Origin of the sequence: Mesorhizobium sp. CO1-1-7 (assembly GCF_020164885.1) — a bacterium.
GTDB classification, from domain to species: Bacteria; Pseudomonadota; Alphaproteobacteria; order Rhizobiales; family Rhizobiaceae; genus Mesorhizobium; species Mesorhizobium australicum.
The window spans coordinates 32462-55583 of sequence record NZ_JAIUHA010000017.1; the positions used below are offsets into that span (position 1 = coordinate 32462).

A 23122-nucleotide genomic window follows, 5' to 3' on the forward strand; every position below is an offset into this window, starting at 1 on the left:
AAAGAGCGCCAAATTTAGCCTTTGCTTATCCAGCCATCCGTCGGCTAAGCATCCGTTTCCACCGGGAGGAAATCGATGGATACCCATTCGCGCAGTTTCGCCAAGGCGCTTTCCTGGCGCGTGACCGGCACCATCGATACGATGATCATCTCGCTGGTGGTGACCGGAAGCATCAAGCTTGCGGCCGCCATCGGGGTGACGGAGGTCTTCACCAAGTCGCTGCTCTATTATTTTCATGAGCGGGCATGGCTGAAGATTCCTTACGGACGCAAATCCGTGACTTGAAGGGCTTGCGATCGATCGGTCCCGTCAAGAAAACCTAAACCGGCGACAAAAATTTCTGGATTGCCTGCCAAGGCCATCCATGGTTTGAGCCCTGCATTCGGGGGTTCCTTTTCATGTCGCTGCCGCTCATCGCCCTGTTCATCGCCGCCTTCGCTTTCGGCACCACCGAATTCGTCATCGCCGGCGTGCTGCCGCAGGTGGCGCAGGGGCTAGGCGTTTCGGTTCCTTCCGCCGGCTACCTCGTCTCCGGCTATGCCTGCGGCATCGCCATCGGCGGGCCGCTGCTGGCGCTTGCCACCAAGAGCCTATCGCGCAAGACCTTGCTGCTTGGCCTCGCCGTCGTCTTCACCCTCGGTCAGGCGGCCTGCGCGCTGGCACCCGACTTCACCTCGATGCTGTTGCTGCGCATTGCCGTGGCTGTCGCGCATGGCGCCTATTTCGGCGTCGCCATGGTGGTCGCCGTCGGCCTTGTGCGCGAGGATCAGCGCGGCATGGCGGTCGCCGTCATCCTGTCGGGTCTCACCGTCTCCAACGTCATCGGCGTGCCGGCCGGCACCGCCATTGGCAACATCTGGGGCTGGCGCGCGACCTTCTGGGTGATGTGCGCGCTGGGCGTGGCGGCAACGCTCGCCATGGCGGCCTTGCTGCCGCGCACCACCGGATATCAGGCCAGGTCGGCGAGCCTTGCCAGCGAGGTCCGCGTCCTGGCGCGCCAGCAGGTCTGGACTTCGCTGATCCTGATGCTGATGCTGATGCTCGGCCAGTTCTGCCTGTTCACCTACATCACCCCGACGCTGCTGGAGGTCACCGGGCTCGACGAAAACCTGGTGCCCTGGGTGCTGCTGCTCAACGGCGTCGGCGCCACGCTTGGCGTCTTCCTGGGCGGCAAACTGTCCGACTGGAAACTGATGCCGTCGCTGATCACCATGCTTGCCCTGCAGGCGGTGACGCTGACCATCATCTATGCCGTCAGCCCCTATCCCGTGCCGATGGTCGTCGCGATCATCGTCTGGGGCGGCCTCAACTTCGCCATCGGCACGCCGATCCAGACCCGCATCCTGGCCTGGACGGCCGACGCCTCCAACCTCGCCGCCTCGCTCATCCCGTCCGGCTTCAATATCGGCATCGCGCTGGCCGCATCGCTGGGTGCCGCCATGCTCAATGCCGGCTACGGCTATCGCAGCCTGTCGCTTGTTGGCGCCTTTGCGATGCTCGTCGCCGTCATTGTGGCTGTCATCTCCCATCTTTGGGAACGGCGCAGCGACATCGGCCCGCCGGTACCGGCGGCCGCCGAATAAGATGGCAAGGACTGTCGCCGATTTCGGCCTGACCTGCGGCATCTTGCCGGCGGGCACGCAAAACGCGATCACCGACGTGCCTGGCGTGCGCGTCGGTCACTGCACGCTGCGCGACGGCGACATCAACACCGGCGTGACCGCGATCCTGCCGCATGGCGGAAACCTGTTCCGCACCAAGGTGATGGCGGCAAGCCATGTCATCAACGGCTTCGGCAAGACCGTCGGGCTGATGCAGGTCAAGGAACTCGGCACCATCGAGACGCCTATTCTCTTGACCAACACGCTTTCGGTCGGCACCTGCGCCACGGCGCTGATCCGTGACGCCATCCGCCAGAACCCCGATATCGGCCGCACCACCGGAACGGTCAATCCGGTGGTCGGTGAATGCAATGACGGTCCCTTGAACGACATCCAGGCCATGGCGATATCAGAGCAGCATGCCCTTGCCGCGCTGGCGGATGCCCGAGAAGGCGCGTTCGAACAGGGCAATGTCGGCGCCGGAACGGGAATGAGCTGCTTCGGCTTCAAGGGCGGCGTCGGCTCGGCCTCCAGGAAAATCGCGCTCGCCGGCGGACATCATCTTGGCGTTCTCGTCCTGTCGAATTTCGGCAGGGCCGGCGACCTCGTCCTGCCCGATGGGCGCCGGCCCGACCCCAGGCGGCAGGCCGAGGCCGAACGCGGCTCGATCATCGTCGTTCTGGCGACCGATGTGCCGCTCGAACACCGCCAGCTCGAGCGCCTGGCGCGCCGTGCGGGCGCCGGCATCGCCAGGCTCGGCTCCTTCTGGGGCAATGGCAGCGGGGACATCGCCATCGCCTTCAGCACCGGCAACCCGGTCGACCACGATGAAAACCGAGATCTGGTGCCGCTGCTCGCGCTCAACGAAGCACGCGTCGATATTCTCTTCCGGGCGGCGGCGGAGGCGACGCAGGAGGCGGTGTTGAACTCCATGCTGTCCGCCGAGGCATTCACCGGCAGGGCCGGCACGCATCGCGCATCGCTCGCCGACTGGCTGTGCGACCAGCCCGAAAGGCGATAGGCGCGGAAAACGCCATCAGATGGCCGCCGGCGTGGAGTTTCCAAACCGCCTCTTACAAATCGATCCGGAACCGCAGGCTCTGCACCCCGCCATAGGCGGCGTCCTCGAAGAAGCGCTCGACGAGTTTGCCGCCATTGGCCAGGATCACCTTGTGCGAGGCCGGATTGCCCGGCTTGGCGGTGATCTCGATATGGGGAAGGCCTACCGCCCTCGCCTCGTCCAGCATCAGCCGCAACGCTTCGGTGGCGTAGCCGCGCTGCCGCTTCCAGGGCACGACGGCGTAGCCGATATGACCAAGCACGTGCGAAGGCAGTTCCGCCGTGCCCTTCTGCCAGCGAAAGCCGATCGAGCCCGCCGCCTCGCCGTCCCAGATCCAGCGGCGGAAGCCCGGCAGGCGTGGCACCCGTGTCCCGTCGGGCAAGGCGATGGGCGGCCCCTTGGCTTCGGGATCGTCGAGGCTGGCCAGGAACGCCGCCGGGTCTTCCTCTATTGCCGCAAGCTGCTCGCGCGTCGCGTCCAGGAGCCGCACATTGTCCGGCGACCAGCCGCTTTCGAGCGCCGCCTTGTAGCTCGGCAGATGTTCAAGCGCCGGTTTGACGATCTCGACCATGATCGATGCCTCCTGAAAAACGCTGCAGGCATAGCCTTGGACAGCAGGGGGCTCAAGCCGCCTGGAAGTGTATCTCTCCCTTGTTCAGGAAGCAGGTCTTGCTGAACAGCGACAGGTCGAGCGGATTGGGCAGCCTGATATCGTCGATATCGGGGACTGGTTTTTTCGACAGTTCGTACGAACGGTCGACCTGCGCGATGAAGACCAGGATAAGCCCCCTGTCGCGCGCGAATGATCGCAGCCTGCGTACCTGGATCATCAGATCCGGATTTTCCCGCTTCTGGTCGAGCAATTGCAGGTAGTCGATCACCACCAGCGTGCCGGCTCCGGCCGAGGTCAGCCGCGCCACCATGTAGTCAGCCGAGATGGCATCGGAACTGTCGAATTCGAACCGACCCTCGAATTGCCGTGGCTCGACCCCGATCGCGCGGAAGCGGTCGAGAATGTCCGCCTGCGTATATTCCAACGTGAAGAACACGCTGCGCCGGCCGCGCCTCATGGCTTCGACCGCCAGTTCCAGGCTCATCAGCGTCTTGCCCTGGCCCGGCCGGGCGCCGACCAGCAAGAGGTCGCCGGGCGCCAGTTGTGCAAACAATCTGCCTGCGGGCCCAGTTTCCGCGGCCTTCGCCGCAAGCAGGCTCCAGCTCGCGAAACCTTCTTGTGCCGCAATACGGTCGAGCGCCTGGTGGAGCGGTATTTTCACCTCGCGGGACAACAGCCTGGCTTGACGCTTCAGATGATAGACGGGCCAAAACAGCCTCATCGCAAAACCTCCTGGTGCGAGCAGTTTTTGCAACCCCTCCTTATGCCTGGTGCTCGAACAGTCGGTCCGGTGATTGGATGGCCCCGCATGAACGATGCTTTCCCGGCGGAGGGAGGAGGCGTGGGCCACGCCAGAATCAGATCATAGCCCAATCGCGCCGGCTCGAAAATCGGGCGTTCGTAGATATGGAGGCTCCTGCCGCAAGCCTTGACCCAGCATGTCCGTTTATGGATGGTTGCGCGTCGGCCTGGTCTTTTCGCGCCTACTTGCCGGTGCGCTAAACAAGATGTGTTTCGCCTGGCGGCGCGCCGCGTTTTATGATCGCCTCGGGTGATTCCGCGGGGATCACAAACGGCTTCGACAGGAGAATGGGTCCGGTGCGGTTGAGATCTGTCCCGTTGGGTGTCGTTACGTTCCTCGGTCTCCTCGTCGTCGTCATGGCCTTGATGGCATCGGCCCGGTCCTTTGCCGCGCCATCGGCCATTCCGGCCTGGCTGCAGGCCCATGTCGGAGATGGCGATGGCCAGATTTCACAAGTGGTGCTGGAGCGGGCGCGCGCGCTTTACCTGAAAAAAGTCGCCCGGGGCGTCGTCCGGAACCCCTGCTACTTCGCCATGGACGCCACCCGTCCCGGCGATTTGGGCAATGGCGTGCTCGGGCGCCGCTACTATGTCGTATGCGAAGCCAGCCAGTCGTTTCGCGCGATTTCGTCGGGGCACGGCGGCGGCCGCAACCTGAAAGGCACGGTGGATTTCTCCAATGGCAGGCGCTGCGCCAGGAATTTCGGCAATGCCATGGATTCGGAACTGACCGCCGGCGGTCCCTACATGACCCGCGAGGCGAAAACCTCGTTCAAGGGCTATTATCGCATCGGCGCCAAACAGGACGTGGCTTTCCAGCGCACCTTCATCCAGTTCGACGGCGAAGGCGAAGCCGCCAACGCCAGGCAGCGCGTGATCGGCGGCCACGCGGCGCAGGTGCTGCGCGGCATGTGCCTGCGCAAGAGCCCGAGCAGTTCCTATGCCGACCATGACGGCTTCGTGCCGTTCGGCAAGCTGGTGGACTATGCCGGCGGCCGCAGCAATGGCTGCACCAGCTGGTCGCCGGCCGATGCCAGGCAGCTCATCTCGATGGTGAAGGACAACCCCACCACGCTCTATATCTATCCGGAATCGCGCGACATCGCCGCCGTGGCAAACGGCCATTCCGGTTCAGGCACCTACTGGAACGCATCCTGCCTGAAAGAGATCGGTACGCCGAAATTCTGGCCGCGAAAAACCCTCGAGCCGGTCATTGCCCAGTACAAGAAGGACCATCCGGCGGCGCCCCCGCAGCCACTGCCGATGTGCAAGGAGCCGTGAGATGGACCCACGGCACCCTGCTCCGGCTCAGTGCAGGAAATCGAGCACGGCCTGCATGAACTCGGTGGGGTATTCCACGTTCGACAGGTGAACCGCGGGCAGCACGACAAGCTTCGCCCCGGGCACGGCTGCCGCGATCAGTTCGCTGTGGCTGGCCGCCGTCACCGTGTCGTGCTGGCCGGCGATTACCAATGTCGGCCGGTCGATCAGGGCCACCGTGCGGCGAAGGTCGGCGTCGCGAACCGCGGCGAACAGACCCGCCAGGCCCAGACGGTCGATCTCAAGCAACATGGCGCGGAATTTCTCGATGACGGGCTCGTTGGCCGCTACCATGCCGGCCGGGAACCAGTTGTTGAGGAACACTTCGGCGGTTTCCGACATGTCCGGCGCCTGCCGCACGACGGCGATCCGCTCGTCGAAATAACTTGCCGGCGAGAGGTGAGATGAAGTGTTGCTCAGGATCAGCCGGTCGACCCGCTCGGGCGCGTGGATGCCAAGCCACTGCCCAACGAAACCGCCCAGCGACAGGCCGAGGAAATGCACCTGGCCAAGGCCGAGCGCGTCGATGAGTTCGATCACGTCGCGGCCAAGCCGGTCGAGCGAATAGGCGCCGACCGGCACGCTCGATCCGCCATGGCCGCGAAAATCGTAGCGCAGAACGCGGAAATGCCTGGACAGTTCGCCGATCTGGCCATCCCACATGTGCAGCGTCGTGGCGATGGAGTTGGACAGCACCAGCACCGGTTGCCCAGCGTCACCGTCGAGCTGGTAGGCAATGCGCGTGCCGTCACCGACAGTCACGAAATTCAGCTCACTCATGATTAAAATCCTTTTGGAACGTTGAATGAGGCAAAGCGTAGCTGTGGCTGGGATTTGGTGATATTACAAAGATAGGACAATCTCTGTAATCAAAGCTGACATGGCCGAATTCACCTTGCATGACCTCCAGTGCTTCGACGCGGTGATCCGCTGCGGCGGCTTTCAGCCGGCCGCGGCCCTGCTCCATCGCTCGCATCCGGCGGTGTTCGCCGCCGTCGCCAGGCTCGAACGACAGCTCGACCTCGTCCTCCTGGATCGCGGCGGCTATCGCGTGCGGGCGACCGAAGCGGGGCTGTCGTTCCATCGACGGGCGCAATCGCTGCTGCGCGAACTGGAAGGCCTGAGCGTCCACGCCGCCCAGCTCTCGATGGGCGAGGAAAGCGATATCCACGTCGTGATCGGCGACCTCTGCCCGCGCCCGCACGTACTGGGCATGCTTGGGCGGTTCTTCGCCCAGTGCCCCGGCACGCGGCTGCATCTCCATTTCGAAGCCGTCGGCGGCCCGTGGGAACGCCTTTTTGACGACAAAGCCGATCTCATCCTGCACTGGATCGACAAGGGCGACGTACGGGTGGAATGGATCGATCTCAGCAAGGTGTCGTTCATTCCCGTCGTGGCGCCGGGCTTTCTGCCGGAGCGCGTCGACCAACCGGTCACACTGGAGAAAATGCAGGCATTCACCCAGTGCGTGATGCGCGACACCGCCCTGCATTCGCCACGACAGGACTATTTCGTGGCCGAGGGCGCGCCGCAATGCCTGGTCCCCGATCAGGCCATGAAGAAGGAACTCATCCTGCAAGGGCTCGGCTGGGGCCACCTGCCTCACTTCCTGATCGCGGAAGAGCTGCGCGACGCCCAGCTGTTATCCATAGCCGGCAGTCATCTGCCGGGCCGCACCGACGAATTGGTGGTGGCGCGCCGCCGCGACCGGCCGCACGGCCCGATCGCCAATCGCTTGTGGGACCATATCCAGCAGGAAGCACCGGCATTGCGCCGCGCATTGGAACCTCGGGCCTAACAGCAAGCCGCGCCTTGGCGTCGAGTGGCCGTGTTGGAAGCCGACGATGCGAGAGTAGAAAGCCCTACTGCAGCAGCGCCTTGACGATGCCGCTCGCCTTGCCAAAATCCATCTGGCCGGCATATTTCTGCTTCAGCGCCGCGATCACCTTGCCCATGTCCTTCTGGCTGGCCGCACCGGTCGCCGCTATCGCCTCGCGCGCCGCCGCCGTGACCGCCGCATCGTCAAGCTGCGTCGGCAGGAAGCCGCGGATGATCTCCATCTCGCCGCGTTCCTGCGCGGCCAGTTCCGGGCGCTTGCCGTCCTCGAACGCCTTGGCCGATTCCTCGCGCTGCTTCACCATCTTGGCCAGGATCTGCAGGATTTCCTCATCGCTGGCGGGTTCCTTGCCGGCACCGCGATTGGCGATGTCGCGGTCGTGGATGGCGGCCTGGATCAGCCGCAATGTCGGCAGCCGGTGCTTGTCCTGCGCCTTCATCGCGGTCTTCAGGGATTCGGCGATTTTCGCGCGCATTGCTCTCTCTCCTTCGGTCGGCGCGGACAATAGCGCCGGGGACAGGCCAACGCAAACCCTGATATGCCAGGGCAAGCCTATGATATTCCTCAATGAAATAAATCGCGGCCCTCTTTCGCATGATCATTGACCGCCCTGTCCCCTTCCCCTATGTACTGAGCCTTGCATGAACTGAAGCTTGGGTGCGTGGAGGCCGCGAATTCGCCGCTTCGCGCCGTTTGCCGCGCCAACGCCCGCCGGGCTATGGAAGCGCGCGGCTTGATAGGAGTGCCGCCATGGCCGAGATGACGCCCGCCTGGGCCACTGAAAAGCCGACCGCCCTTCTGGTGCTGGCCGACGGCACCGTCATCGAGGGTCGCGGCCTCGGTGCCACCGGCTCGGCGGTTGCCGAGGTCTGCTTCAACACGGCACTTACCGGCTACCAGGAAATCCTCACCGACCCGTCCTATGCCGGCCAGATCGTCACCTTTACCTTCCCGCATGTCGGCAATATCGGCACCAATGGCGAGGACATCGAAGACCTCAATCCGGCCGCTCGTGCCGGCGCCGTCGGTGCCGTGATCAAGGCCGATGTCACCAGCCCGTCCAATTACCGCGCCGCCGGCCATCTCGACCAGTGGCTGAAGAAGCGGGGCATCGTCGCGCTCTCGGGCATCGACACCCGGGCGCTTACCGCGCTGATCCGCGAAAAAGGCATGCCCAATGCCGTCATCGCGCACGCGCCCGACGGCGTCTTCGACCTCGACGAGCTGAAGCGGCGTGCCGCCGCTTGGTCGGGCCTGATCGGGCTCGATCTCGCCAAGGAGGTCACGTCGGGCCAGTCTTCTGTCTGGCGCGAGACGCCTTGGGTGTGGAACGAAGGCTTTGGCGAACAGGCCGACCCTTCGCTGCACGTCGTCGCCATCGACTACGGCGTCAAGCGCAACATATTGCGGCTGCTCGCCGGTCTGGGCGCCAAGGTAACGGTGGTTCCGGCCAGCACCGGCTCGGAAGAAATCCTCGCCATGCGGCCCGACGGCATCTTCCTCTCCAACGGCCCCGGCGACCCGGAAGCCACGGGCGACTATGCCGTGCCGGTCATCCAGGACCTGCTCAAGACCGACATTCCGGTGTTCGGCATCTGCCTCGGCCACCAGATGCTGGCGCTGGCGCTGGGCGGCAAGACCGCCAAGATGCACCAGGGCCATCACGGCGCCAACCATCCGGTCAAGGATCACACCACCGGCAAGGTCGAAATCGTTTCGATGAACCACGGCTTTGCCGTCGATGCCGACTCGCTGCCCGCGGGTGTCGAGGAAACCCATGTCTCGCTGTTCGACGGCTCGAATTGCGGCATCGCGTTGACCGGCCGCCCGGTGTTCTCGGTCCAGCATCACCCCGAGGCTTCGCCCGGCCCACAGGATTCGCACTACCTGTTCCGCCGCTTCGTCAACCTCATCCGCGAAAAGCGCGGCGAGGAATTGCTGGTGGAAAGGGCTTGACTCGATCCGTCAGCGCTGCCCCTCACTTGCCTCCGGCTTATAGCTGGGCTCCATCTTCCACGACATCGTTCGTGACAGTCACGACTGTCGCCGGCCTAGCCACCTTGGTGACGAAGACGATGACCGCCAGCACCAGGAAGCATGCACCGACCAGATAGGGCGCGCCGCCGAAGGTGACGGGCGCGCTGGGGCCGGTGAACCAGGAAAAGATCGCGGTATAGAGCAGCGGCGTGACGATCGAGGTGATCGAGAAGATCGAGGTCATCGCGCCTTGCAATTCGCCTTGTGCCGAAGGGGGAACCTTGGCTGCGGCGAGGCTTCTCAGCGGCGGATCGGCCAGCGCTTCCAGGCAGCCGACGACGATCACCGCGTAGACCATCCAGCCTTGCGAGGCGAAGGCATAGCCGAAGGCGCTGGCCGCAGTGAACGTCAGGCCGATGACCGCCGTCCTCCACTCGCCGAGCCTGGGGATGACGCGCGGCAGCACCGTGCCCATGATGATGGCGCCGCACAGGCCGAAAGCGCCGAGCGAGAAGCCGATCTGCTGCTCGCTCCAGCCGTAGCGGTAGTTGGAGACGAACGACCACACCGCCGGATACATCATGTGGCCGAGCGTCATCAGGAAGAAGACCAGCCCAATCCAGCCGATGCCCTGATATTGGCGCATCTGCAGAAGCGTGCCGACCGGGTTGGCGCGTTTCCACTCGAAGCGGCGGCGGTGCTTTTCATCGAGCGTTTCGGGCAGGAAGAACATTGCGATGAGGAAGTTCACGAAGGCGAGCCCGGCGGCGAAAAAGAACGGCACGCGCGGCCCGAACGTACCGAGCAATCCGCCCAGCACCGGCCCGATGACGAAGCCGACGCCGAAGGCGATGCCGAGCAGGCCGAAATTCTTCGCCCGGTTCTCGTCGTTCGAAATATCGGCGATGAAGGCCGACGTCGTCGAATAGCTGGCGCCCGAAATGCCGGCCAGGACGCGACCGATGAACAGCATCGGATAGGACCAGGCGATGGCGCAGATCAAATTGTCGATGGAGAAGGTCAACACCGAGGCGAGCAGGATCGGCCGCCGCCCGAATCGGTCGCTCAGGCCGCCCATGATGGGCGCGAAGAAGAACTGCATGGCCGCATAGACGAAGAACAGCCAGCCGCCCTCGATCGCCGCTTCGCTGATGCCGACGCCGGTCAATTCCCTGAGAAAGGCCGGCAGCACCGGCATGATCATGCCGAAGCCGATGATATCGAGCAGCAGCGTGGTGAAAACCAGCGCAAGGCCCCGCTTGGCGGTTTTGGGGTCGATCATGATGGTCAAGCTCCTCTGGCCGCCTTGGGGGCGCGGGCGGACGCACCTTATAGGCGAGCCCGCGGAAAGGAACAATGCGGGAACAGGCAGGAGGCTTTGATCCTGACACTCCCTGACGGCGTCTTGGCCGCCAGGTCCATGTCCGAAAACGGCTGCTTAGAGCGGGCCGCTCATCGTGTTACAGTCCGAAAGCTTGCCGCTCTTGTATCCGCGTGTCAGCCAGGTCTGCCGCTGCTGCGAGGTGCCGTGGTTGAAGCTTTCCGGCACGACATAGCCCTGCATCTTCTTCTGCAGCGTATCGTCGCCAATCTGCTTGGCCGCGTTCAGCGCGCTTTCGAAGTCGCCCTGCTCCAATATGCCCTTCTGCCCGGTGTAATGCGCCCACACGCCGGCGAAGCAGTCGGCCTGCAACTCGATGCGCACCGACAGCTGGTTGGCATCGGCTTCGCTCATGCCTTGCCGCATCTGGTTGAACTTCCCCATGATGCCGGTGAGGTTTTGCACGTGGTGGCCGACCTCATGCGCGATGACATAGGCGCGGGCGAACTCGCCGGAAGCGCCGAACTGCTGGTCGAGCTGCTGGAAGAAGGTCATGTCGAGATAGACCTTGTGGTCGCCCGGACAATAGAACGGTCCCGCCGCCGCCGAGGCAAAGCCGCAGGCGGAGCGGACCTGGCCGGAAAACAGCACCAGCTTCGGGTCCTCATAGGTCAGGCCTTGCGACTTGAAGATGCCGGTCCAGGTGTCTTCCGTCTCGGCGAGCACGGTCGCCACGAACTGCTTCATCTCGTCATTGGCTGGCGTTGCGCCGCTGTCCTGGCCGCCGCTGTTGTCCGATATCTGGCCACCGCCGCCTGGCAGCAGGCCACCGTCGCCACCGCCCAGGATCGTTGAGGGATCAAAGCCGAAATACCATCCTGCCAGCACCACCAGGATGACGAGGAATATGCTACCGCCGCCACCGGCGCGGCCACCGATCGGAATGCGGAACTGGCCGCCACCACCACCGATCCCGCCGCCGCCATCGCTGCGGTCGTCCTCGATATTGTCACTCTGACGACGGCCTCTCCAGAGCATGGCAACTCCTCGTGCTGCAAACTTCCCCATTGCTCCGGCAGGGCCGGCTCAATCCAACAAACAAGTATCGCAATGGTTGCTCCAAGTCACAGCATTTTTGCGGCCAGGCAGCGCCGCATGGCCGCTCCACCGCACTGGCCGGGAGCGCCGCAAGGCCTGTCGCATCGCCGGCATTGGGAGGGGTTCCAGGCTTCGGGCTGCGAATGCCGGCGCGGTGACGCTCGATGCCAGCGTCGCCGTTACCGATCCGGCCACCTTGCAGGCGCTGGAGCGCGGCGGCCTGTCGATCAGCCGTTTGCTCGGCCCCGCGCTCGGCGTCACCCGCGACGTCGACAATCGCGGCCCTTACAAAAGGCGGGTAGCTTGATATAAACAGGTTGGCGGCCCGTAGCTCAGGGGAAGAGCGCCAGTCATGTGCTGGAGGCCCCGGTCGAGACGGGCGGGTCCGCCACCAAATTTCATACTGAGACACTGCCAGCGCCCCAGCCGGCTTCCAGGCTCCGCCAGAACTGGAGGACCGTGGCGGCGACCGCCTCCGGCGCGTCTTCCTGGACGAGATGCTTGGCGCCGGGGACTGTCTGAAACGTCGCGCCGGGAATGCGCCGCGCCAGCTCCCTGCCGTCCTTTACCGGGATCCAATCGTCATTTTCGCCCCACAGGATGGTGACCGGACAGCGAATCTCGCCATATCGCCACTCCACCTCCTCCGTGTACCTGTCGTCCATCTGCGCGACTTGCCTCCAGAACGCCTTCTGGCCCTCGTCGCCAAGCCATGGACGCAGATAGGCCTGCATCTCGTCTGTGCGCAACGAATTGTCCGTCGCGCCATCGATGTAGGCCCGCAAGATCGCTTCGTGGACATATGCGGGCAGCCCGGCAAAAACCTTCTCGTTCTGCCTGGCTGCCTGGACCAGCGGCGAACCTTGCGGGCTGATCGCCACTGGATCGATCAGCGCCAGCGAGCGGAACTCCAAACCGTTGAGCAGATGACCGCGCAGAGCGGTCGATCCGCCGAAATCATGCGCGACCACGTCGGGCCGTTCCAGCTTCCAGTGGGCATAGAGCGCCGCGAACAGCTCGTTCTGCATGCCACGCGACACATCGCCGTCCGGCTTGTCCGACCAGCCATAGCCAAGCATGTCGAAATAGTGGACGCGTCGCTGCTTCGCCAGCCATGGCGCGATGCGGCGCCACTCGACCGAGGAGAATGGCGTGCCGTGGAGAACGACGGCGGCGGTCCTTCCCCCATGACGCCCCAGGCGATCGAATGTCCCTGAAAGACAAAGCGTTCAGGCGGGCGCCACTCGATGGTCATCCGCATCGGTCCAGAACTGCTGCCGCTTACTCTTTCTGCTTGGCGCCGGCGCTCTTGCCGTCGGAGCTTTTCGAGCGTTCCTCGAAACGATCGGCGCCTTTCTTCAGCGGATGTCCCGTTTCGGCCTCGGTCTTGCGCTCGTCCCTGGCGGCCGCCTGTTCCAATCCTGTGGCTGCCTGCTTGCCTTTTGCGGTCGGTGCCTGCTCGATGCCCATTGCTTCCTCCCTGGCGCGCGATAGGCGCGCAATGAGAGGGGAACGCGTATAAGCGCCGGCGGTTCCAGCGGCTAAAATGGTCGAAAACGCGGCAATGAAGCGCTTCAGCGCGCCGTCATCGCCTTGCGGAACGCTTCCAGCGTCTCGGCGCTGACATGGTGTTCGATGCCCTCGGCATCGATGCGCGCCGTCTCGGCGCTGACGCCGAGCGAGCGCAGAAAGGCCTCGACCGTCTGGTGGCGGATGCGGCTTTCCTCTGCGACCTTGCGGCCGGCTTCGGTCAGGAACACGCCGCGATAGGGTTTTCGCGACACCAGCCCGTCGGCGCAGAGCCGCGTCAACATCTTGGCCACCGTCGGCTGGGCGACGCCAAGACGCGCGGCGATGTCGACCTGGCGCGCCTCGTTGCCGTCCTCGATCAGGTCGGCGATCAGCTCGACATAATCCTCGACAAGCGCGCTGCGGCGCGCTTCGCGCGTCTGCCGGAACCCTTCCGAATGGACATCGGCATCGAGCAACGGCTCACGCGGGACCGGTCTGTTCTTCAGCGCCAATGCGCGCTCCTCCTCGGGAGTTTGCCGTCCCTGCTTTATAGCACGGGCTCTGATTCTTCAGGCCGTTTATTTGCATTCCAAGAGAGGCGCAACCGGCGTATCCGAGGTGCCGCCCTCGCACGTATCGCGCGACACGCTAAAAAGCACCGACAATGAAATATAGCTTATTGCATAATGTTGAGCCATGGCATACCTTGAGGGCATCCTCCGGAAGTCGCGGAAAGCCTTTTCATGTCAGAAGCAGACGTCACAACCTCCCGGTCCGCATGGCGGTTCGCCAGACGGGATGAAGACGATCAGCCCAGCCTGCGCGAGGTCAACTCCTCCATCGCGGTGCCGACATCAGGCGTCTGGTTCCGCCGCTTGTTCGCCTTCATGGGTCCCGGCTACATGGTCTCGGTCGGCTATATGGACCCGGGCAACTGGGCGACCGACCTCGCCGGCGGCGCGCAGTTCGGCTACACGCTTTTGTTCATCATCATGCTGTCCAACCTGATGGCGATCCTGCTGCAGGCGCTGGCCGCGCGCCTTGGCATCGCCACCGGCCGCGACCTCGCCCAGGCCTGCCGCGCCTACTATCCGCGCCCGGTCAATCTCGTGCTGTGGATCGCCTGCGAGCTCGCCATCATCGCCTGCGACCTCGCCGAGGTGATCGGCACCGCGATCGCGCTGCAGCTTTTGTTCGGCATCCCGCTGATCGGCGGCGCCATGCTCACCGCGCTCGACGCTTTCCTGGTTCTGCTCCTGATGAACAAGGGGTTCCGCTATCTCGAAGCCTTCGTCGTCGCGCTGCTGATCATCATTTTCAGCTGCTTTGCCATCCAGATCTTCGTTGCCGCTCCGCCGGCCGGCACGATCCTGCATTCGATGTTCGTGCCGTCCTCCGAAATCGTCACCAATCCGGCGATGCTCTACATCGCCATCGGCATCATCGGCGCAACGGTGATGCCGCACAATCTCTACCTGCATTCCTCGATCGTGCAGACCCGCGCCTATGAGCGCACGGAAGCAGGAAAACGCGATGCCATCAAATGGGCGACGACGGACTCCACCATCGCCCTGATGCTGGCGCTGTTCGTCAACGCCGCCATCCTGATCGTCGCGGCCGTCGCCTTCCACGAAACCGGCCACCAGGATGTCGCCGAGATCGACCAGGCTTTCAAGCTGCTGTCGCCGCTGCTTGGCCTCGGCATCGCCTCGATCCTGTTTGCGGTGGCACTGCTGGCGTCGGGCCTGAATTCGACGGTGACGGCAACGCTCGCCGGCCAGATCATCATGGAAGGTTTTCTGCGCCTGCGCATCCCCAACTGGGCGCGGCGCCTGCTGACCCGCGGCCTCGCCATCATACCGGTGGTGGTCGTCACCGCGCTCTATGGCGAGAAGGGCACTGGCCAGCTACTGGTCTTCAGCCAGGTGGTGTTGTCCATGCAGCTGCCTTTCGCGGTCGTCCCGCTGGTGCAGTTCGTGTCCGACAAGAAGAAGATGGGCAATCTCGCCATCCCGCGCGGGGTCGCCGCACTGGCCTGGGTGGTCGCGGCAATCATCCTGGTGCTCAATTTCAAGCTGCTCTACGACACCATGTTCGGGGTTGGCTGAAGTTCCGTTTAATCACGGGACAAACCGCCGGATCGCGCTATCTTCCCGATGCCATGAGCGACCTCGAGGACATCAGGACATTCTACGCGCGGCTGATGGCGGTCAACGCCGCCTCATCGGACCCGCGCCTGGAAGAGGTGTTCGCCAGCGTACCGCGCGAGGCCTTCCTCGGCCCCGGCCCATGGACGGTCATCACCGGCAACGGCACGGTCACCACGCCAAGCGCCGATCCGGCCCACATCTGCCAGAACGTTCTGGTGGCGCTCGATACCGACAAGGGCATCAACAATGGCGAGCCCTTCCTGCACGCCATGTGGATCGGAAAACTCGCGCCAAAGCCTGGTGAGGCCATCACGCATATCGGCGCCGGCAGCGGTTACTACACAGCTTTGCTGGCCAAACTGGTTTCGCCAAGCGGCACCGTCACCGCCTTCGAGATCGACGAAAACCTGGCCGGGCTGGCGCGCAAGAATCTCGAAACCTACGGCAATGCGACCATTGTCCATGGCGATGCCGTGACGTCGCCGCTGCCGCCATCCGACATCATCTATGTCAATGCCGGTGTCGTTGCCCCTCCCGCCGGATGGCTGAAAGCGTTGCGCCCCGGCGGCCGCATGATCTTCCCCTGGCGTCCCGCCGAGCGCGTCCCGCTGGCGATGCTGGTGACCCGCACCGAAAAGGGCTTTGCCTGCAATCCGTTCATGCGTGCCTGGTTCATCCCATGCTTCGGCGCCTCGCTCGCGGAACTTGCGGCGAAGATCCCAACACGCGAGCAGGCCACGCGCAGCCGCTCGATCTGGCTGGTCGAGGACAGGCAGCCGGACCGCACCGCCACGGCGATCTTCGAGCATGTCTGGTTCTCGTCGAAAGGCGTGAGCGTCCGCGGCTGACCTATCGAGGCGGACCAAATCTCGCGGCCTTTGTCGGGACGGGCGCGGTTGCTCCGTCCTTGGGTTGAAGTCCGGCCGCGATGGCGTGGACACAAGCAAGGGAAAGCACAATGAGAAAGATCATCGCCGCGACCTTCGTCAGCCTCGATGGCGTCATGCAGGCGCCGGGCGGGCCGGAAGAGGATCCGGTCGGCGGCTTCGAATTCGGCGGCTGGACATTCCACTACTTTGATGAGGTGGGAGGCGCGGCAATGGAGGAATTGTTCTCCAAACCCTTCGCCCTGCTGCTCGGCCGCAGAACCTACGACATCTTCGCCGCGTACTGGCCCTACCAGAAAGATCCGATCGCGGATGCGTTCAACCCCGCGACCAAGTATGTGGCGACGCATCGGCCGGATACTTTGACCTGGCAGAACACGCACGCGCTTGGGCCCGATATCACCACGGCTTTGCGTCGCCTCAAGCAGGAAGATGGACCTGACCTGCTCATCCAGGGATCTGGGAATCTCATTCAGACCTTGCTCGCCAACGGGCTGATCGACGAGATCCGGCTGATGATCTTCCCGCTGTTGCTGGGCAAGGGCAAGCGGCTGTTCGGCGATGCAGCGATGCCGGCCGCTTTCAAGCTTGTCAAATCGCAGACTTCGACCACCGGCGTCATCATCGCGACCTATGAGCGCGCGGGCGAAATCAAGGTCGGCTCCTTTGTCACGGGCGAGCCATCCCAGGCCGAACTCGAGCGGCGCAAGAACTGGAAGTAAATTCGGGCATCAAGCAGCCTGCGATCGCCGCGCCAGCCCATCGCGTATATGGCGTGCGAATTCCTGCGCCGCCGTGCTCACGCCATGCCTCGGCAGGTGCAGGTTGATGGCGAAATTCGGCAGCGGCGGCAGGCCGGTGTCGAACGGCAATATGTCGAGATCGGCTGGCACGGTGGCAGCGAGCCAGGTGGTGACGGCGAGATCGGAGCGCACCGTTGCCGTCGTCGCGTCGATGTTGCCGTTCTCGAACACGCTGCGCCATTCCAGCCCATGCTCGTTGAGTGCCGCCAGCACCACCGGCCGGAAGGCGCAGGTGTCGGCAACGATCGAGACGGGCAATGGCCGCTTGGCGCGAGCCACCCCACCCCTTGCGCCGACCCAGACCAGCCGGTCGATGGCCAGGCATTCGCCCGAGGTCGGGCCGACCCGCTCCTCGATTACCGCGAGGTCGATGGTTCCGGCCCCGAGTGCCGCCGCCAGTTCCGGCGAGGAGGCGCAGACCAGCGATATCTCGACCTGCGGATAGGCCTCGGCATAGGCCTTCAGGATGGGCGCCAGCAAGGTGCCGACAAGGTCGTAGGGAACGCCGAGACGCACCTGTCCGGCAACAGCGCTCCCCATCATCTCGGTCCAGATCTCGTCATTGAGGCTGAGCAGCCGCCTTGCCTTGTCGAACAGCCGCTCGCCGGAATGGGTCAGGCGCAGACCGCGCCGGTCGCGCTCGAACAGCCCACAGCCGAGCGTTTCTTCCAGCCGCTTGACCTGCTGGCTGACCGCGCCCTGAGTCAGGTGCAGCGCGTTGGCCGCCGCCGTCATGCTGGCCTTATCGGCGACGGTGACGAAGGTGCGCATGAGACTGGTATCGAGATTGCGGATCATGACCGGCATTATAAGTGCTAATGACGATAATCGCAAACATTGCATTTACTGATGCCACGTTCAGTCTAGCATGAAGCCTCCGACAAAGGACGCCCCATGCTCCAGCCGATCCTGCCGCTCATCCTGTTTGCCTTCGTGGCCACCGCGACGCCCGGTATCGCCACGACATTGTCGACCGCTTCGGGTGCGCAGTTCGGCTTTCGCCGCTCGGTTCCCTTGATGGTCGGCAGTGCCGCCGGTCTCGCGACCGTGACGGGGGCGGCCGCCGCCGGACTTGCCGGGCTGCTGCTTGCCATGCCCTCGCTGCAGCTTGCCATGAAGATCGCCGGCTCGCTCTACCTCGTCTGGCTGGCAATCAAGATCGGCCGCGCCGGCCCGCCCAATCTCGATGTCGCCATGGCCAAACCCAACAGTTTTCTGGGCGGCGCCGGCATCCAGTGGATGAACCCCAAGGGCTGGGCGATGGGTCTGGGCGCGGCGGCCTCCTTCGCCGCGCTTGCCGACGGTCCGGGACAACTCGCTTTGCTGCTCGGCTCGACCTTCGGCCTCACCGCCGCCATCTCGCTGTCCGTCTGGTGCGTGGCCGGCATGGTGCTGGCGCGGCTGCTCAAGGCCGAGTGGCAATGGCGCGCGCTCAACATCGTGCTGGCGCTGGTGCTCGCCTCCTCGATCATCCCGATGTGGCGGACGGCCTGACGGTCGGCCGCCACGTCAGCCTAAGCCGCGTAGCGCGGGGCCGGCTTGTCGGCATGCAGGCTGCCGTAGAAGGCCTGGCGGGCGCCTAGGAATGTGTCCAGCTTTCCCGTATCGGCAAGCGCCGGCACGGTGACGGCCTCGCCCCTGGCCAGGCCGACAAGGGCGGCGTCGACCATGTCGTCGGCGGTCATGACGATCTCCTTCGGCAGCTGGTCGATATCACCGCCGGAAAGCTCCCAGAAATCGGTCCGGGTCGCGCCCGGCAGCACCACCTGCACCGTCACTCCGGTGCCCGCGACCTCGCGATGCAGGGCTTCGGTGAAGTTGAGGACATAGGCCTTGGTGCCGCTGTAGATGCCGCCGAACGAGGTGTCGAAGGCCAGGACCGAGGCGATGTTGACGATTCCGCCCCGGTTGCGCGCCAGGAGCCCAGGCAGCACGGCACGCGTCAGCCGGGTCAGCGCCACGACATTGACCTTGATCATGCGCTCGGCCGCGTCGGCGTCGGCGGTTGCCACCACTGCCTGACCGCCAAGGCCGGCATTGTTGACCAGCAGCGTCACGGTTTCGTCGGCTGATATCGACTGCTCGACACGGCGCACATCGCCGTCGTCGGACAGATCGGCGCTGATCACGCTCACGTTGTGGCCGTGGTCATGGCGCAACTTCTCGGCCAGCGCCTGCAGCCGGTCGGCACGGCGCGCCACCAGCACCAGGTCGTAGCCCTGCCCCGCCAGTCGATCCGCATAGACGGCGCCGATCCCCGATGAAGCGCCGGTGACGACCGCCGTGCCCTTGTTGTCATTCTTGCTCATTGTCACGTTCCTTGTGCTCGCTGTCTTCGGCCCCGGTGGATAAATATCCGCCGGCCAGGCTGCTATTCGAGTTAGTGGTATATGCCACTTTTCGCGAAGTAGGTATATGCCACCATCTTGTCAACGGCGGCGGCGAAAACTATTTCTGCGGCAGGCTGGCGCACCTGCCAGACAATTCCAGCAAGTGCCCAGCGGTTCTGCGCCCAGAATTGCGTGACAAGAGAGAGCATTGGAGGCGATGCGTTTCGCCGGAGATGCTCCACAAGGAGCGATCATGAGTGAAGCTGACGGATTTAGCCGTTGCAACAATGCCACCTTGCGGCGCACCGCGCGCAGGCTCGGCCGGTTCTATGACGACGCGCTGGCGCCTTCCGGCCTGAAGGGCACGCAGTTCGGCCTGCTGTTCCAGATCAGTGTCGGCAGCGAACCGGCGATGGGAGCCATTGCCGAGGCGCTGATCATGGATCTGTCGGCGCTCGGCCACACGCTGAAGCCCCTGGTCCGCGACGGCTATGTCGAAACCTTCCCCGACAAGGACGATCGCCGCGTCAAGCGCGTACGGCTGACGCAATCAGGACAGGCCAAGCTCGACGAGGCGATCAAGCTATGGAGTGTCGCCCAGCGGCAATTCGAGGCCATGATCGGCGCGGAGCAGGCCGCGAAACTGCGGGCCACACTCGATGAAGTGGCTGCGTTGAAGCTGGAATTGCCCGCGGCCACTCCTTCCAGCTGAAGAAGCGGCCGCGAAAAACAAGGATGCAAGCCTCGGAGCCGGCCTTATTCCGCCGGCATGGTGACGGCCCGGGCAAACACCCGCCCCGCCAGCACGATGCCGAGCCCGACGATCGGAAACACCGCCGCGACCAGGCCGAGATCGGCGGGCGCGCCGTAGCGCAGCACGCCACCACCGACCACCGCGCCCACCGCCACGCCGAGATAGAGCGCCGAGCCGTTGAGCGACAGCACGATCGGGGCGGCGTCCGGCGCCAGCTTGATGATGCGGCTGGCCTGCGCCGGCGGGAACGCCCAGCCGACGATGCCCCACGGCACCATCATCGCCATCAGCGCCGGTCCGGCAATGTGCTGCGGCAGGAAGGTCGGGATGACCGACAGCATGATCAGCATGGCGGCACTCAACGCCAGCGACCAGCCGACGGTGCGCGTGGCGCCGAAACGGTCGGCCGCCTGGCCGCCGGCAATGTTGCCGATGACGGCGCCGACGCCGAAGGCGAGCAGCATGCCGGGCAGCGCGATCTCGCTCAGCCCGCCGCCCTCGATGGCAAGCGGCGCGACATAGGCAAAGACGGTGAAGGCACCGACCAGCGCCAGCAATGTCGTCACCAGGATCGGCATCACGCCGGGACGCATGGCGGCCGCCAGCCGGCGCTTCAGCGGCAGCCTGGTGCCGATGATGCCGCGCGGCAGGCGGTACCACAGGATGGCGCCGGACAGCGCGCCAAGGCCGGCAATGGCATAGAAGGTGCCGCGCCAGCCGGCGATGGCCGCGACAAGCGCGCCAAGCGGTGCACCGACAGCGACGGCCACCGTGGTGCCGCCGACGACGACGGCGATGGCGCGGGCGCGGTGATGGTCATCCACCAGCGCCACCGCCGTGCCTTGCGCGGTCGCCGCGAACAGGCCCGACGACAGCGCCATGATGATGCGTGCGACGAGCAGCACTTCGAAGGATGAGCTCAAGGCGGCGACGACATTGCCGACGACGAAGAACACCAGCGTCCACAGGATCACGCGGCGCCGGTCCCATTCGCCGGTCAGCGTCGCCAGGATCGGCGTGCCCACGGCATAGGCGAGCGCGAAAGCGGTGATCAGCGAGCCGGCGAGCGGCACGGAGATGCCGGCATCCCTGGCGATATCGGGCAGGAGGCTGGAGATGACGAAGCCTTCGGTCGAGATCGCAAACGATCCGAGCGCAAGCCAGAAAATTCTCTTGTCCATGGGAAAGCGTCCTTAGTTCAAAAGTTATTGAACAATTGGACATAAAAGGGCATCATGTCAATGAAGCCAGGCAAAAATAGCATAACCATGCTGACAGCCCTGTGTCAGGACGGCCATGAACTGGAGAAACAGTGTGTATGGACCGGGCAGGATCGACGCGTTGAAATCGGCCCGAACTGTGCTTAGGTTCCAGCCATGACCTTGCCACACCCCAATACGGACCAGATCAGCCTGCCCATTGTGCTCGGCGTGCTCGGCGACCCGACGCGGCTTGCGATCGTGCGCTATCTCGCCAGCAAGGAAGGCGTGCCGCTGAACTGCAGCCGCTTCCTCGATCTCGGCTCCAAGACCAATCTGAGCTACCACCTCGCCAAGCTGCGTGAGGCCGGTGTCACCCGCGCCGAAGTGGTCGGCACCAACCGCATGATCACGCTGCGCCGCGCCGATCTCGACGCCCGCTTCCCCGGCCTGCTCGACAGCGTCATCGCCGCGGCCGCGGGCGACGCCGCCCTGCCGGCCGTCGGCGGCCACGACATCGAAGTGTCGGCCTGACGCATTTCCTTTCCCTCGCGAAGCGGGAGGAACTCATGTCCCTGTCAGGGTCGCCCTTTCGACCAGTCCTTCGCCAGCCTGTGGAGCCCCCTCGAAAATGCGCTTAGCCCCGCTACGGCATCGTTACCTTGGGCGGCGCCGGCCAGCAGGATCGCTTCGAGACGATCGCCGTCGAGTACACCACGAGGCGGCAGGCCGGTCTGCCGCCATGATTAGCCTCAATTTCCGGCTTACATGGCGGCGCGTCGTCCCTTATAGAATCGGCCTAACGTGCGGCAAGATGGCCGCGGCATGGAATTTCGAGTATCGGCGCACGGCCAGATGATGAGGCGCACAGTTACGCTCCGAACAGGTTTGCATGCGCTGGTTGCGGTTCCGCTGCTGATGGCGGCGTGGCCGGCTGTTGGCCCGGCCCATGCCGAAGAGGCGCCGTTCATCTCCGTCGTCACCGGGCTCGCCCCCGACGACCTGCTCAATGTGCGCGCCAAGCCGTCGGCGATCGGCAAGACCGAGGCCCGCCTGGCGGCCGGTGCGAGCGTACGGAACCTCGGCTGCAACGACATTGACGGCCATCCCTGGTGCAAGATCGAGTCTGACAATCCCAAAGCCACCGGCTGGGCTCCCGCGCGCTACCTCGTTCCCGTCAATCCGGCGACCGTGCCCGACGAGGCCGCGGATACGCCCGCCATGGCCACCGACGCCGCCGCGACGCCCGATGCACCCGACCTGACCGCTCGGCTGGGTGGTGCGAGCCAACCGGCCAGCCCCGAAGCCATACCGAAATCCGCGGCGGAGATCGCCATGCAGGATGCCTATGGCCTGGCGCTGGCTGCAACTGAAAACGGACCCGCGGCCGAAGAGCCAACCGGGGCCACGGCGGCCGTCGATGGCGCCCTGCAAATTCCCTGCGCCCGCTACGTTGGACAGCCCATGGCGCCTTGCGCGGCGAGCGTGACGCGCAAGGGCACGGACAAGGCCGACGTCACCGTGACCTGGCCCGATGGCGGCAGCCGCGTCATCTCCTTCGCTGCCGGCCTGCCGGCAAGCTCGGACGCCGGCAGCGAGTTCCGCTTCACCCGGGAAGGCAAACTCAACATGATCCGCATCGGCGTGTCGGAGCGGTTCGAGATCACGGACACGGTGGTGCTGGGGGATTAGAGTTCGGCGACTTTTGCCGTGGCTGCCTGATTGCTGGGGTTTGCGCCGCCCTCATTGCCCTGCCGGGCATTTCTCTCCGTATAATGACGGGGAGAAAGATGCTGGCCGCAACCTTGCGCTCTTCTTGCAACAGCGGTGATTGGCGACACCGGCGACGGCAGCACCCC

26 protein-coding genes are annotated in these 23122 nt (G+C 64.5%); 14 read left to right on the top strand and 12 right to left on the bottom strand.

From position 1 onward, the window contains the following. Positions 1–75: 75 nt before the first annotated feature. From LB516_RS28210 to LB516_RS28220, 3 genes are all read left to right on the top strand, one after another. The gene (locus LB516_RS28210) at positions 76–285 is read left to right on the top strand and encodes a DUF2061 domain-containing protein (RefSeq protein WP_015316213.1); all 210 of its coding nucleotides are present in this window, start codon (positions 76–78) and stop codon (positions 283–285) included. Between the two features lie 113 nt (positions 286–398). Then, positions 399–1583, top strand: coding sequence for an MFS transporter (locus LB516_RS28215; protein ID WP_224683768.1), 1185 nt, complete (start codon positions 399–401; stop codon positions 1581–1583). A gap of 1 nt (position 1584) precedes the next feature. Then, positions 1585–2622, top strand: a complete 1038-nt coding sequence (locus LB516_RS28220; RefSeq protein ID WP_015316211.1) for a P1 family peptidase — start codon at positions 1585–1587, stop codon at positions 2620–2622. A 52-nt stretch (positions 2623–2674) separates the two neighbouring features. Here the strand turns inward: LB516_RS28220 and LB516_RS28225 are convergent, their stop codons facing one another. Then, positions 2675–3232: a GNAT family N-acetyltransferase gene (locus LB516_RS28225; RefSeq protein WP_015316210.1), complete on the bottom strand. Its 558-nt coding sequence runs from the start codon at positions 3230–3232 to the stop codon at positions 2675–2677. Between the two features lie 52 nt (positions 3233–3284). Beyond that, entirely contained in the window at positions 3285–3995 is a 711-nt protein-coding gene (locus LB516_RS28230; protein ID WP_140617789.1) for a DNA helicase, read from the bottom strand. Positions 3996–4372: 377 nt separating this feature from the next. Here LB516_RS28230 and LB516_RS28235 point away from each other — a divergent pair, with 377 nt between their 5' ends. After that, the gene (locus LB516_RS28235; protein WP_224720780.1) at positions 4373–5356 is read left to right on the top strand and encodes a murein L,D-transpeptidase catalytic domain family protein; all 984 of its coding nucleotides are present in this window, start codon (positions 4373–4375) and stop codon (positions 5354–5356) included. Between the two features lie 27 nt (positions 5357–5383). Here the strand turns inward: LB516_RS28235 and LB516_RS28240 are convergent, their stop codons facing one another. Then, positions 5384–6175, bottom strand: coding sequence for an alpha/beta fold hydrolase (locus tag LB516_RS28240; RefSeq protein ID WP_224720781.1), 792 nt, complete (start codon positions 6173–6175; stop codon positions 5384–5386). A gap of 100 nt (positions 6176–6275) precedes the next feature. Between LB516_RS28240 and LB516_RS28245 the strand changes: the two genes are divergently transcribed. Next, positions 6276–7193: a LysR family transcriptional regulator gene (locus tag LB516_RS28245; protein WP_224720782.1), complete on the top strand. Its 918-nt coding sequence runs from the start codon at positions 6276–6278 to the stop codon at positions 7191–7193. Positions 7194–7257: 64 nt separating this feature from the next. Here LB516_RS28245 and LB516_RS28250 read toward each other — a convergent pair whose 3' ends face one another. Beyond that, on the bottom strand, positions 7258–7707 hold the full coding sequence (locus tag LB516_RS28250; RefSeq protein ID WP_015316206.1) for a GatB/YqeY domain-containing protein: 450 nt from the start codon (positions 7705–7707) through the stop codon (positions 7258–7260). Positions 7708–7982: 275 nt separating this feature from the next. Between LB516_RS28250 and carA the strand changes: the two genes are divergently transcribed. Next, positions 7983–9188, top strand: a complete 1206-nt coding sequence (gene carA / locus LB516_RS28255; RefSeq protein ID WP_224720783.1) for a glutamine-hydrolyzing carbamoyl-phosphate synthase small subunit — start codon at positions 7983–7985, stop codon at positions 9186–9188. A gap of 37 nt (positions 9189–9225) precedes the next feature. Here the strand turns inward: carA and LB516_RS28260 are convergent, their stop codons facing one another. Both LB516_RS28260 and LB516_RS28265 read right to left on the bottom strand, forming a co-directional pair. Further along, a complete protein-coding gene (locus tag LB516_RS28260; RefSeq protein ID WP_224720784.1) occupies positions 9226–10491 on the bottom strand; it encodes a TCR/Tet family MFS transporter in 1266 nt (421 codons plus the stop codon). Between the two features lie 156 nt (positions 10492–10647). Further along, a complete protein-coding gene (locus LB516_RS28265; RefSeq protein WP_224720785.1) occupies positions 10648–11568 on the bottom strand; it encodes a neutral zinc metallopeptidase in 921 nt (306 codons plus the stop codon). A 214-nt stretch (positions 11569–11782) separates the two neighbouring features. On the opposite strand from LB516_RS28265, the gene LB516_RS28270 reads away from it, so the two are divergent. Further along, a complete protein-coding gene (locus LB516_RS28270; protein ID WP_224720786.1) occupies positions 11783–11935 on the top strand; it encodes a hypothetical protein in 153 nt (50 codons plus the stop codon). Positions 11936–12026: 91 nt separating this feature from the next. Here LB516_RS28270 and LB516_RS28275 read toward each other — a convergent pair whose 3' ends face one another. The 3 genes from LB516_RS28275 to mntR form a co-directional block, all read right to left on the bottom strand. Further along, complete coding sequence (locus tag LB516_RS28275; RefSeq protein WP_224720794.1) at positions 12027–12827, bottom strand: alpha/beta fold hydrolase; 801 nt, start codon at positions 12825–12827, stop codon at positions 12027–12029. Between the two features lie 82 nt (positions 12828–12909). Next, a complete protein-coding gene (locus LB516_RS28280; protein ID WP_015316201.1) occupies positions 12910–13098 on the bottom strand; it encodes a hypothetical protein in 189 nt (62 codons plus the stop codon). Between the two features lie 104 nt (positions 13099–13202). Continuing rightward, a complete protein-coding gene (mntR, locus tag LB516_RS28285) occupies positions 13203–13652 on the bottom strand; it encodes a manganese-binding transcriptional regulator MntR (protein WP_140761141.1) in 450 nt (149 codons plus the stop codon). Positions 13653–13883: 231 nt separating this feature from the next. On the opposite strand from mntR, the gene LB516_RS28290 reads away from it, so the two are divergent. The 3 genes from LB516_RS28290 (at position 13884) to LB516_RS28300 (ending at position 16899) form a co-directional block, all read left to right on the top strand. Continuing rightward, complete coding sequence (locus tag LB516_RS28290) at positions 13884–15248, top strand: Nramp family divalent metal transporter (protein ID WP_140789565.1); 1365 nt, start codon at positions 13884–13886, stop codon at positions 15246–15248. A 53-nt stretch (positions 15249–15301) separates the two neighbouring features. Continuing rightward, the gene (locus tag LB516_RS28295) at positions 15302–16138 is read left to right on the top strand and encodes a protein-L-isoaspartate O-methyltransferase family protein (RefSeq protein WP_224720787.1); all 837 of its coding nucleotides are present in this window, start codon (positions 15302–15304) and stop codon (positions 16136–16138) included. Positions 16139–16248: 110 nt separating this feature from the next. After that, entirely contained in the window at positions 16249–16899 is a 651-nt protein-coding gene (locus tag LB516_RS28300) for a dihydrofolate reductase family protein (protein ID WP_224720788.1), read from the top strand. Positions 16900–16908: 9 nt separating this feature from the next. On the opposite strand, the gene LB516_RS28305 is transcribed toward LB516_RS28300, so the two are convergent. Beyond that, complete coding sequence (locus LB516_RS28305) at positions 16909–17778, bottom strand: LysR substrate-binding domain-containing protein (protein WP_224720789.1); 870 nt, start codon at positions 17776–17778, stop codon at positions 16909–16911. 96 nt (positions 17779–17874) lie between these two features. Here LB516_RS28305 and LB516_RS28310 point away from each other — a divergent pair, with 96 nt between their 5' ends. Then, positions 17875–18474: a LysE family translocator gene (locus LB516_RS28310; protein WP_224720790.1), complete on the top strand. Its 600-nt coding sequence runs from the start codon at positions 17875–17877 to the stop codon at positions 18472–18474. A 20-nt stretch (positions 18475–18494) separates the two neighbouring features. On the opposite strand, the gene LB516_RS28315 is transcribed toward LB516_RS28310, so the two are convergent. Beyond that, positions 18495–19289 carry an SDR family NAD(P)-dependent oxidoreductase gene (locus LB516_RS28315; RefSeq protein WP_224720791.1) on the bottom strand — a complete coding sequence of 265 codons (795 nt, stop codon included), beginning with the start codon at positions 19287–19289 and terminating at the stop codon, positions 18495–18497. Between the two features lie 274 nt (positions 19290–19563). Between LB516_RS28315 and LB516_RS28320 the strand changes: the two genes are divergently transcribed. Further along, on the top strand, positions 19564–20022 hold the full coding sequence (locus LB516_RS28320; RefSeq protein ID WP_224585858.1) for a MarR family winged helix-turn-helix transcriptional regulator: 459 nt from the start codon (positions 19564–19566) through the stop codon (positions 20020–20022). Positions 20023–20066: 44 nt separating this feature from the next. On the opposite strand, the gene LB516_RS28325 is transcribed toward LB516_RS28320, so the two are convergent. Continuing rightward, on the bottom strand, positions 20067–21245 hold the full coding sequence (locus LB516_RS28325; RefSeq protein ID WP_015316192.1) for an MFS transporter: 1179 nt from the start codon (positions 21243–21245) through the stop codon (positions 20067–20069). Between the two features lie 195 nt (positions 21246–21440). Here LB516_RS28325 and LB516_RS28330 point away from each other — a divergent pair, with 195 nt between their 5' ends. Together LB516_RS28330 and LB516_RS28335 are read left to right on the top strand one after the other, a co-directional pair. Next, positions 21441–21797, top strand: coding sequence for an ArsR/SmtB family transcription factor (locus LB516_RS28330; RefSeq protein WP_015316191.1), 357 nt, complete (start codon positions 21441–21443; stop codon positions 21795–21797). 291 nt (positions 21798–22088) lie between these two features. Further along, positions 22089–22955 (top strand): SH3 domain-containing protein, encoded by an 867-nt coding sequence (locus LB516_RS28335; protein ID WP_411969446.1) that lies wholly within the window; start codon positions 22089–22091, stop codon positions 22953–22955. Positions 22956–23122 lie beyond the last annotated feature (167 nt).

Coding starts and splice junctions, on each gene's coding strand:
- LB516_RS28280 (WP_015316201.1), bottom strand. CDS start 13,098: ATGGGCATCGAGCAGGCACCGACCGCAAAAGGCAAGCAGGCAGCCACA.
- carA (WP_224720783.1), top strand. CDS start 7,983: ATGGCCGAGATGACGCCCGCCTGGGCCACTGAAAAGCCGACCGCCCTT.
- LB516_RS28335 (WP_411969446.1), top strand. CDS start 22,089: ATGGAATTTCGAGTATCGGCGCACGGCCAGATGATGAGGCGCACAGTT.
- LB516_RS28225 (WP_015316210.1), bottom strand. CDS start 3,232: ATGGTCGAGATCGTCAAACCGGCGCTTGAACATCTGCCGAGCTACAAG.
- LB516_RS28290 (WP_140789565.1), top strand. CDS start 13,884: ATGTCAGAAGCAGACGTCACAACCTCCCGGTCCGCATGGCGGTTCGCC.
- LB516_RS28330 (WP_015316191.1), top strand. CDS start 21,441: ATGACCTTGCCACACCCCAATACGGACCAGATCAGCCTGCCCATTGTG.
- LB516_RS28305 (WP_224720789.1), bottom strand. CDS start 17,778: ATGATCCGCAATCTCGATACCAGTCTCATGCGCACCTTCGTCACCGTC.
- LB516_RS28265 (WP_224720785.1), bottom strand. CDS start 11,568: ATGCTCTGGAGAGGCCGTCGTCAGAGTGACAATATCGAGGACGACCGC.
- LB516_RS28245 (WP_224720782.1), top strand. CDS start 6,276: ATGGCCGAATTCACCTTGCATGACCTCCAGTGCTTCGACGCGGTGATC.
- LB516_RS28295 (WP_224720787.1), top strand. CDS start 15,302: ATGAGCGACCTCGAGGACATCAGGACATTCTACGCGCGGCTGATGGCG.
- LB516_RS28320 (WP_224585858.1), top strand. CDS start 19,564: ATGAGTGAAGCTGACGGATTTAGCCGTTGCAACAATGCCACCTTGCGG.
- LB516_RS28325 (WP_015316192.1), bottom strand. CDS start 21,245: ATGGACAAGAGAATTTTCTGGCTTGCGCTCGGATCGTTTGCGATCTCG.
- LB516_RS28240 (WP_224720781.1), bottom strand. CDS start 6,175: ATGAGTGAGCTGAATTTCGTGACTGTCGGTGACGGCACGCGCATTGCC.
- LB516_RS28250 (WP_015316206.1), bottom strand. CDS start 7,707: ATGCGCGCGAAAATCGCCGAATCCCTGAAGACCGCGATGAAGGCGCAG.
- LB516_RS28300 (WP_224720788.1), top strand. CDS start 16,249: ATGAGAAAGATCATCGCCGCGACCTTCGTCAGCCTCGATGGCGTCATG.
- LB516_RS28230 (WP_140617789.1), bottom strand. CDS start 3,995: ATGAGGCTGTTTTGGCCCGTCTATCATCTGAAGCGTCAAGCCAGGCTG.
- LB516_RS28215 (WP_224683768.1), top strand. CDS start 399: ATGTCGCTGCCGCTCATCGCCCTGTTCATCGCCGCCTTCGCTTTCGGC.
- LB516_RS28210 (WP_015316213.1), top strand. CDS start 76: ATGGATACCCATTCGCGCAGTTTCGCCAAGGCGCTTTCCTGGCGCGTG.
- LB516_RS28260 (WP_224720784.1), bottom strand. CDS start 10,491: ATGATCGACCCCAAAACCGCCAAGCGGGGCCTTGCGCTGGTTTTCACC.
- LB516_RS28315 (WP_224720791.1), bottom strand. CDS start 19,289: ATGAGCAAGAATGACAACAAGGGCACGGCGGTCGTCACCGGCGCTTCA.
- LB516_RS28220 (WP_015316211.1), top strand. CDS start 1,585: ATGGCAAGGACTGTCGCCGATTTCGGCCTGACCTGCGGCATCTTGCCG.
- LB516_RS28310 (WP_224720790.1), top strand. CDS start 17,875: ATGCTCCAGCCGATCCTGCCGCTCATCCTGTTTGCCTTCGTGGCCACC.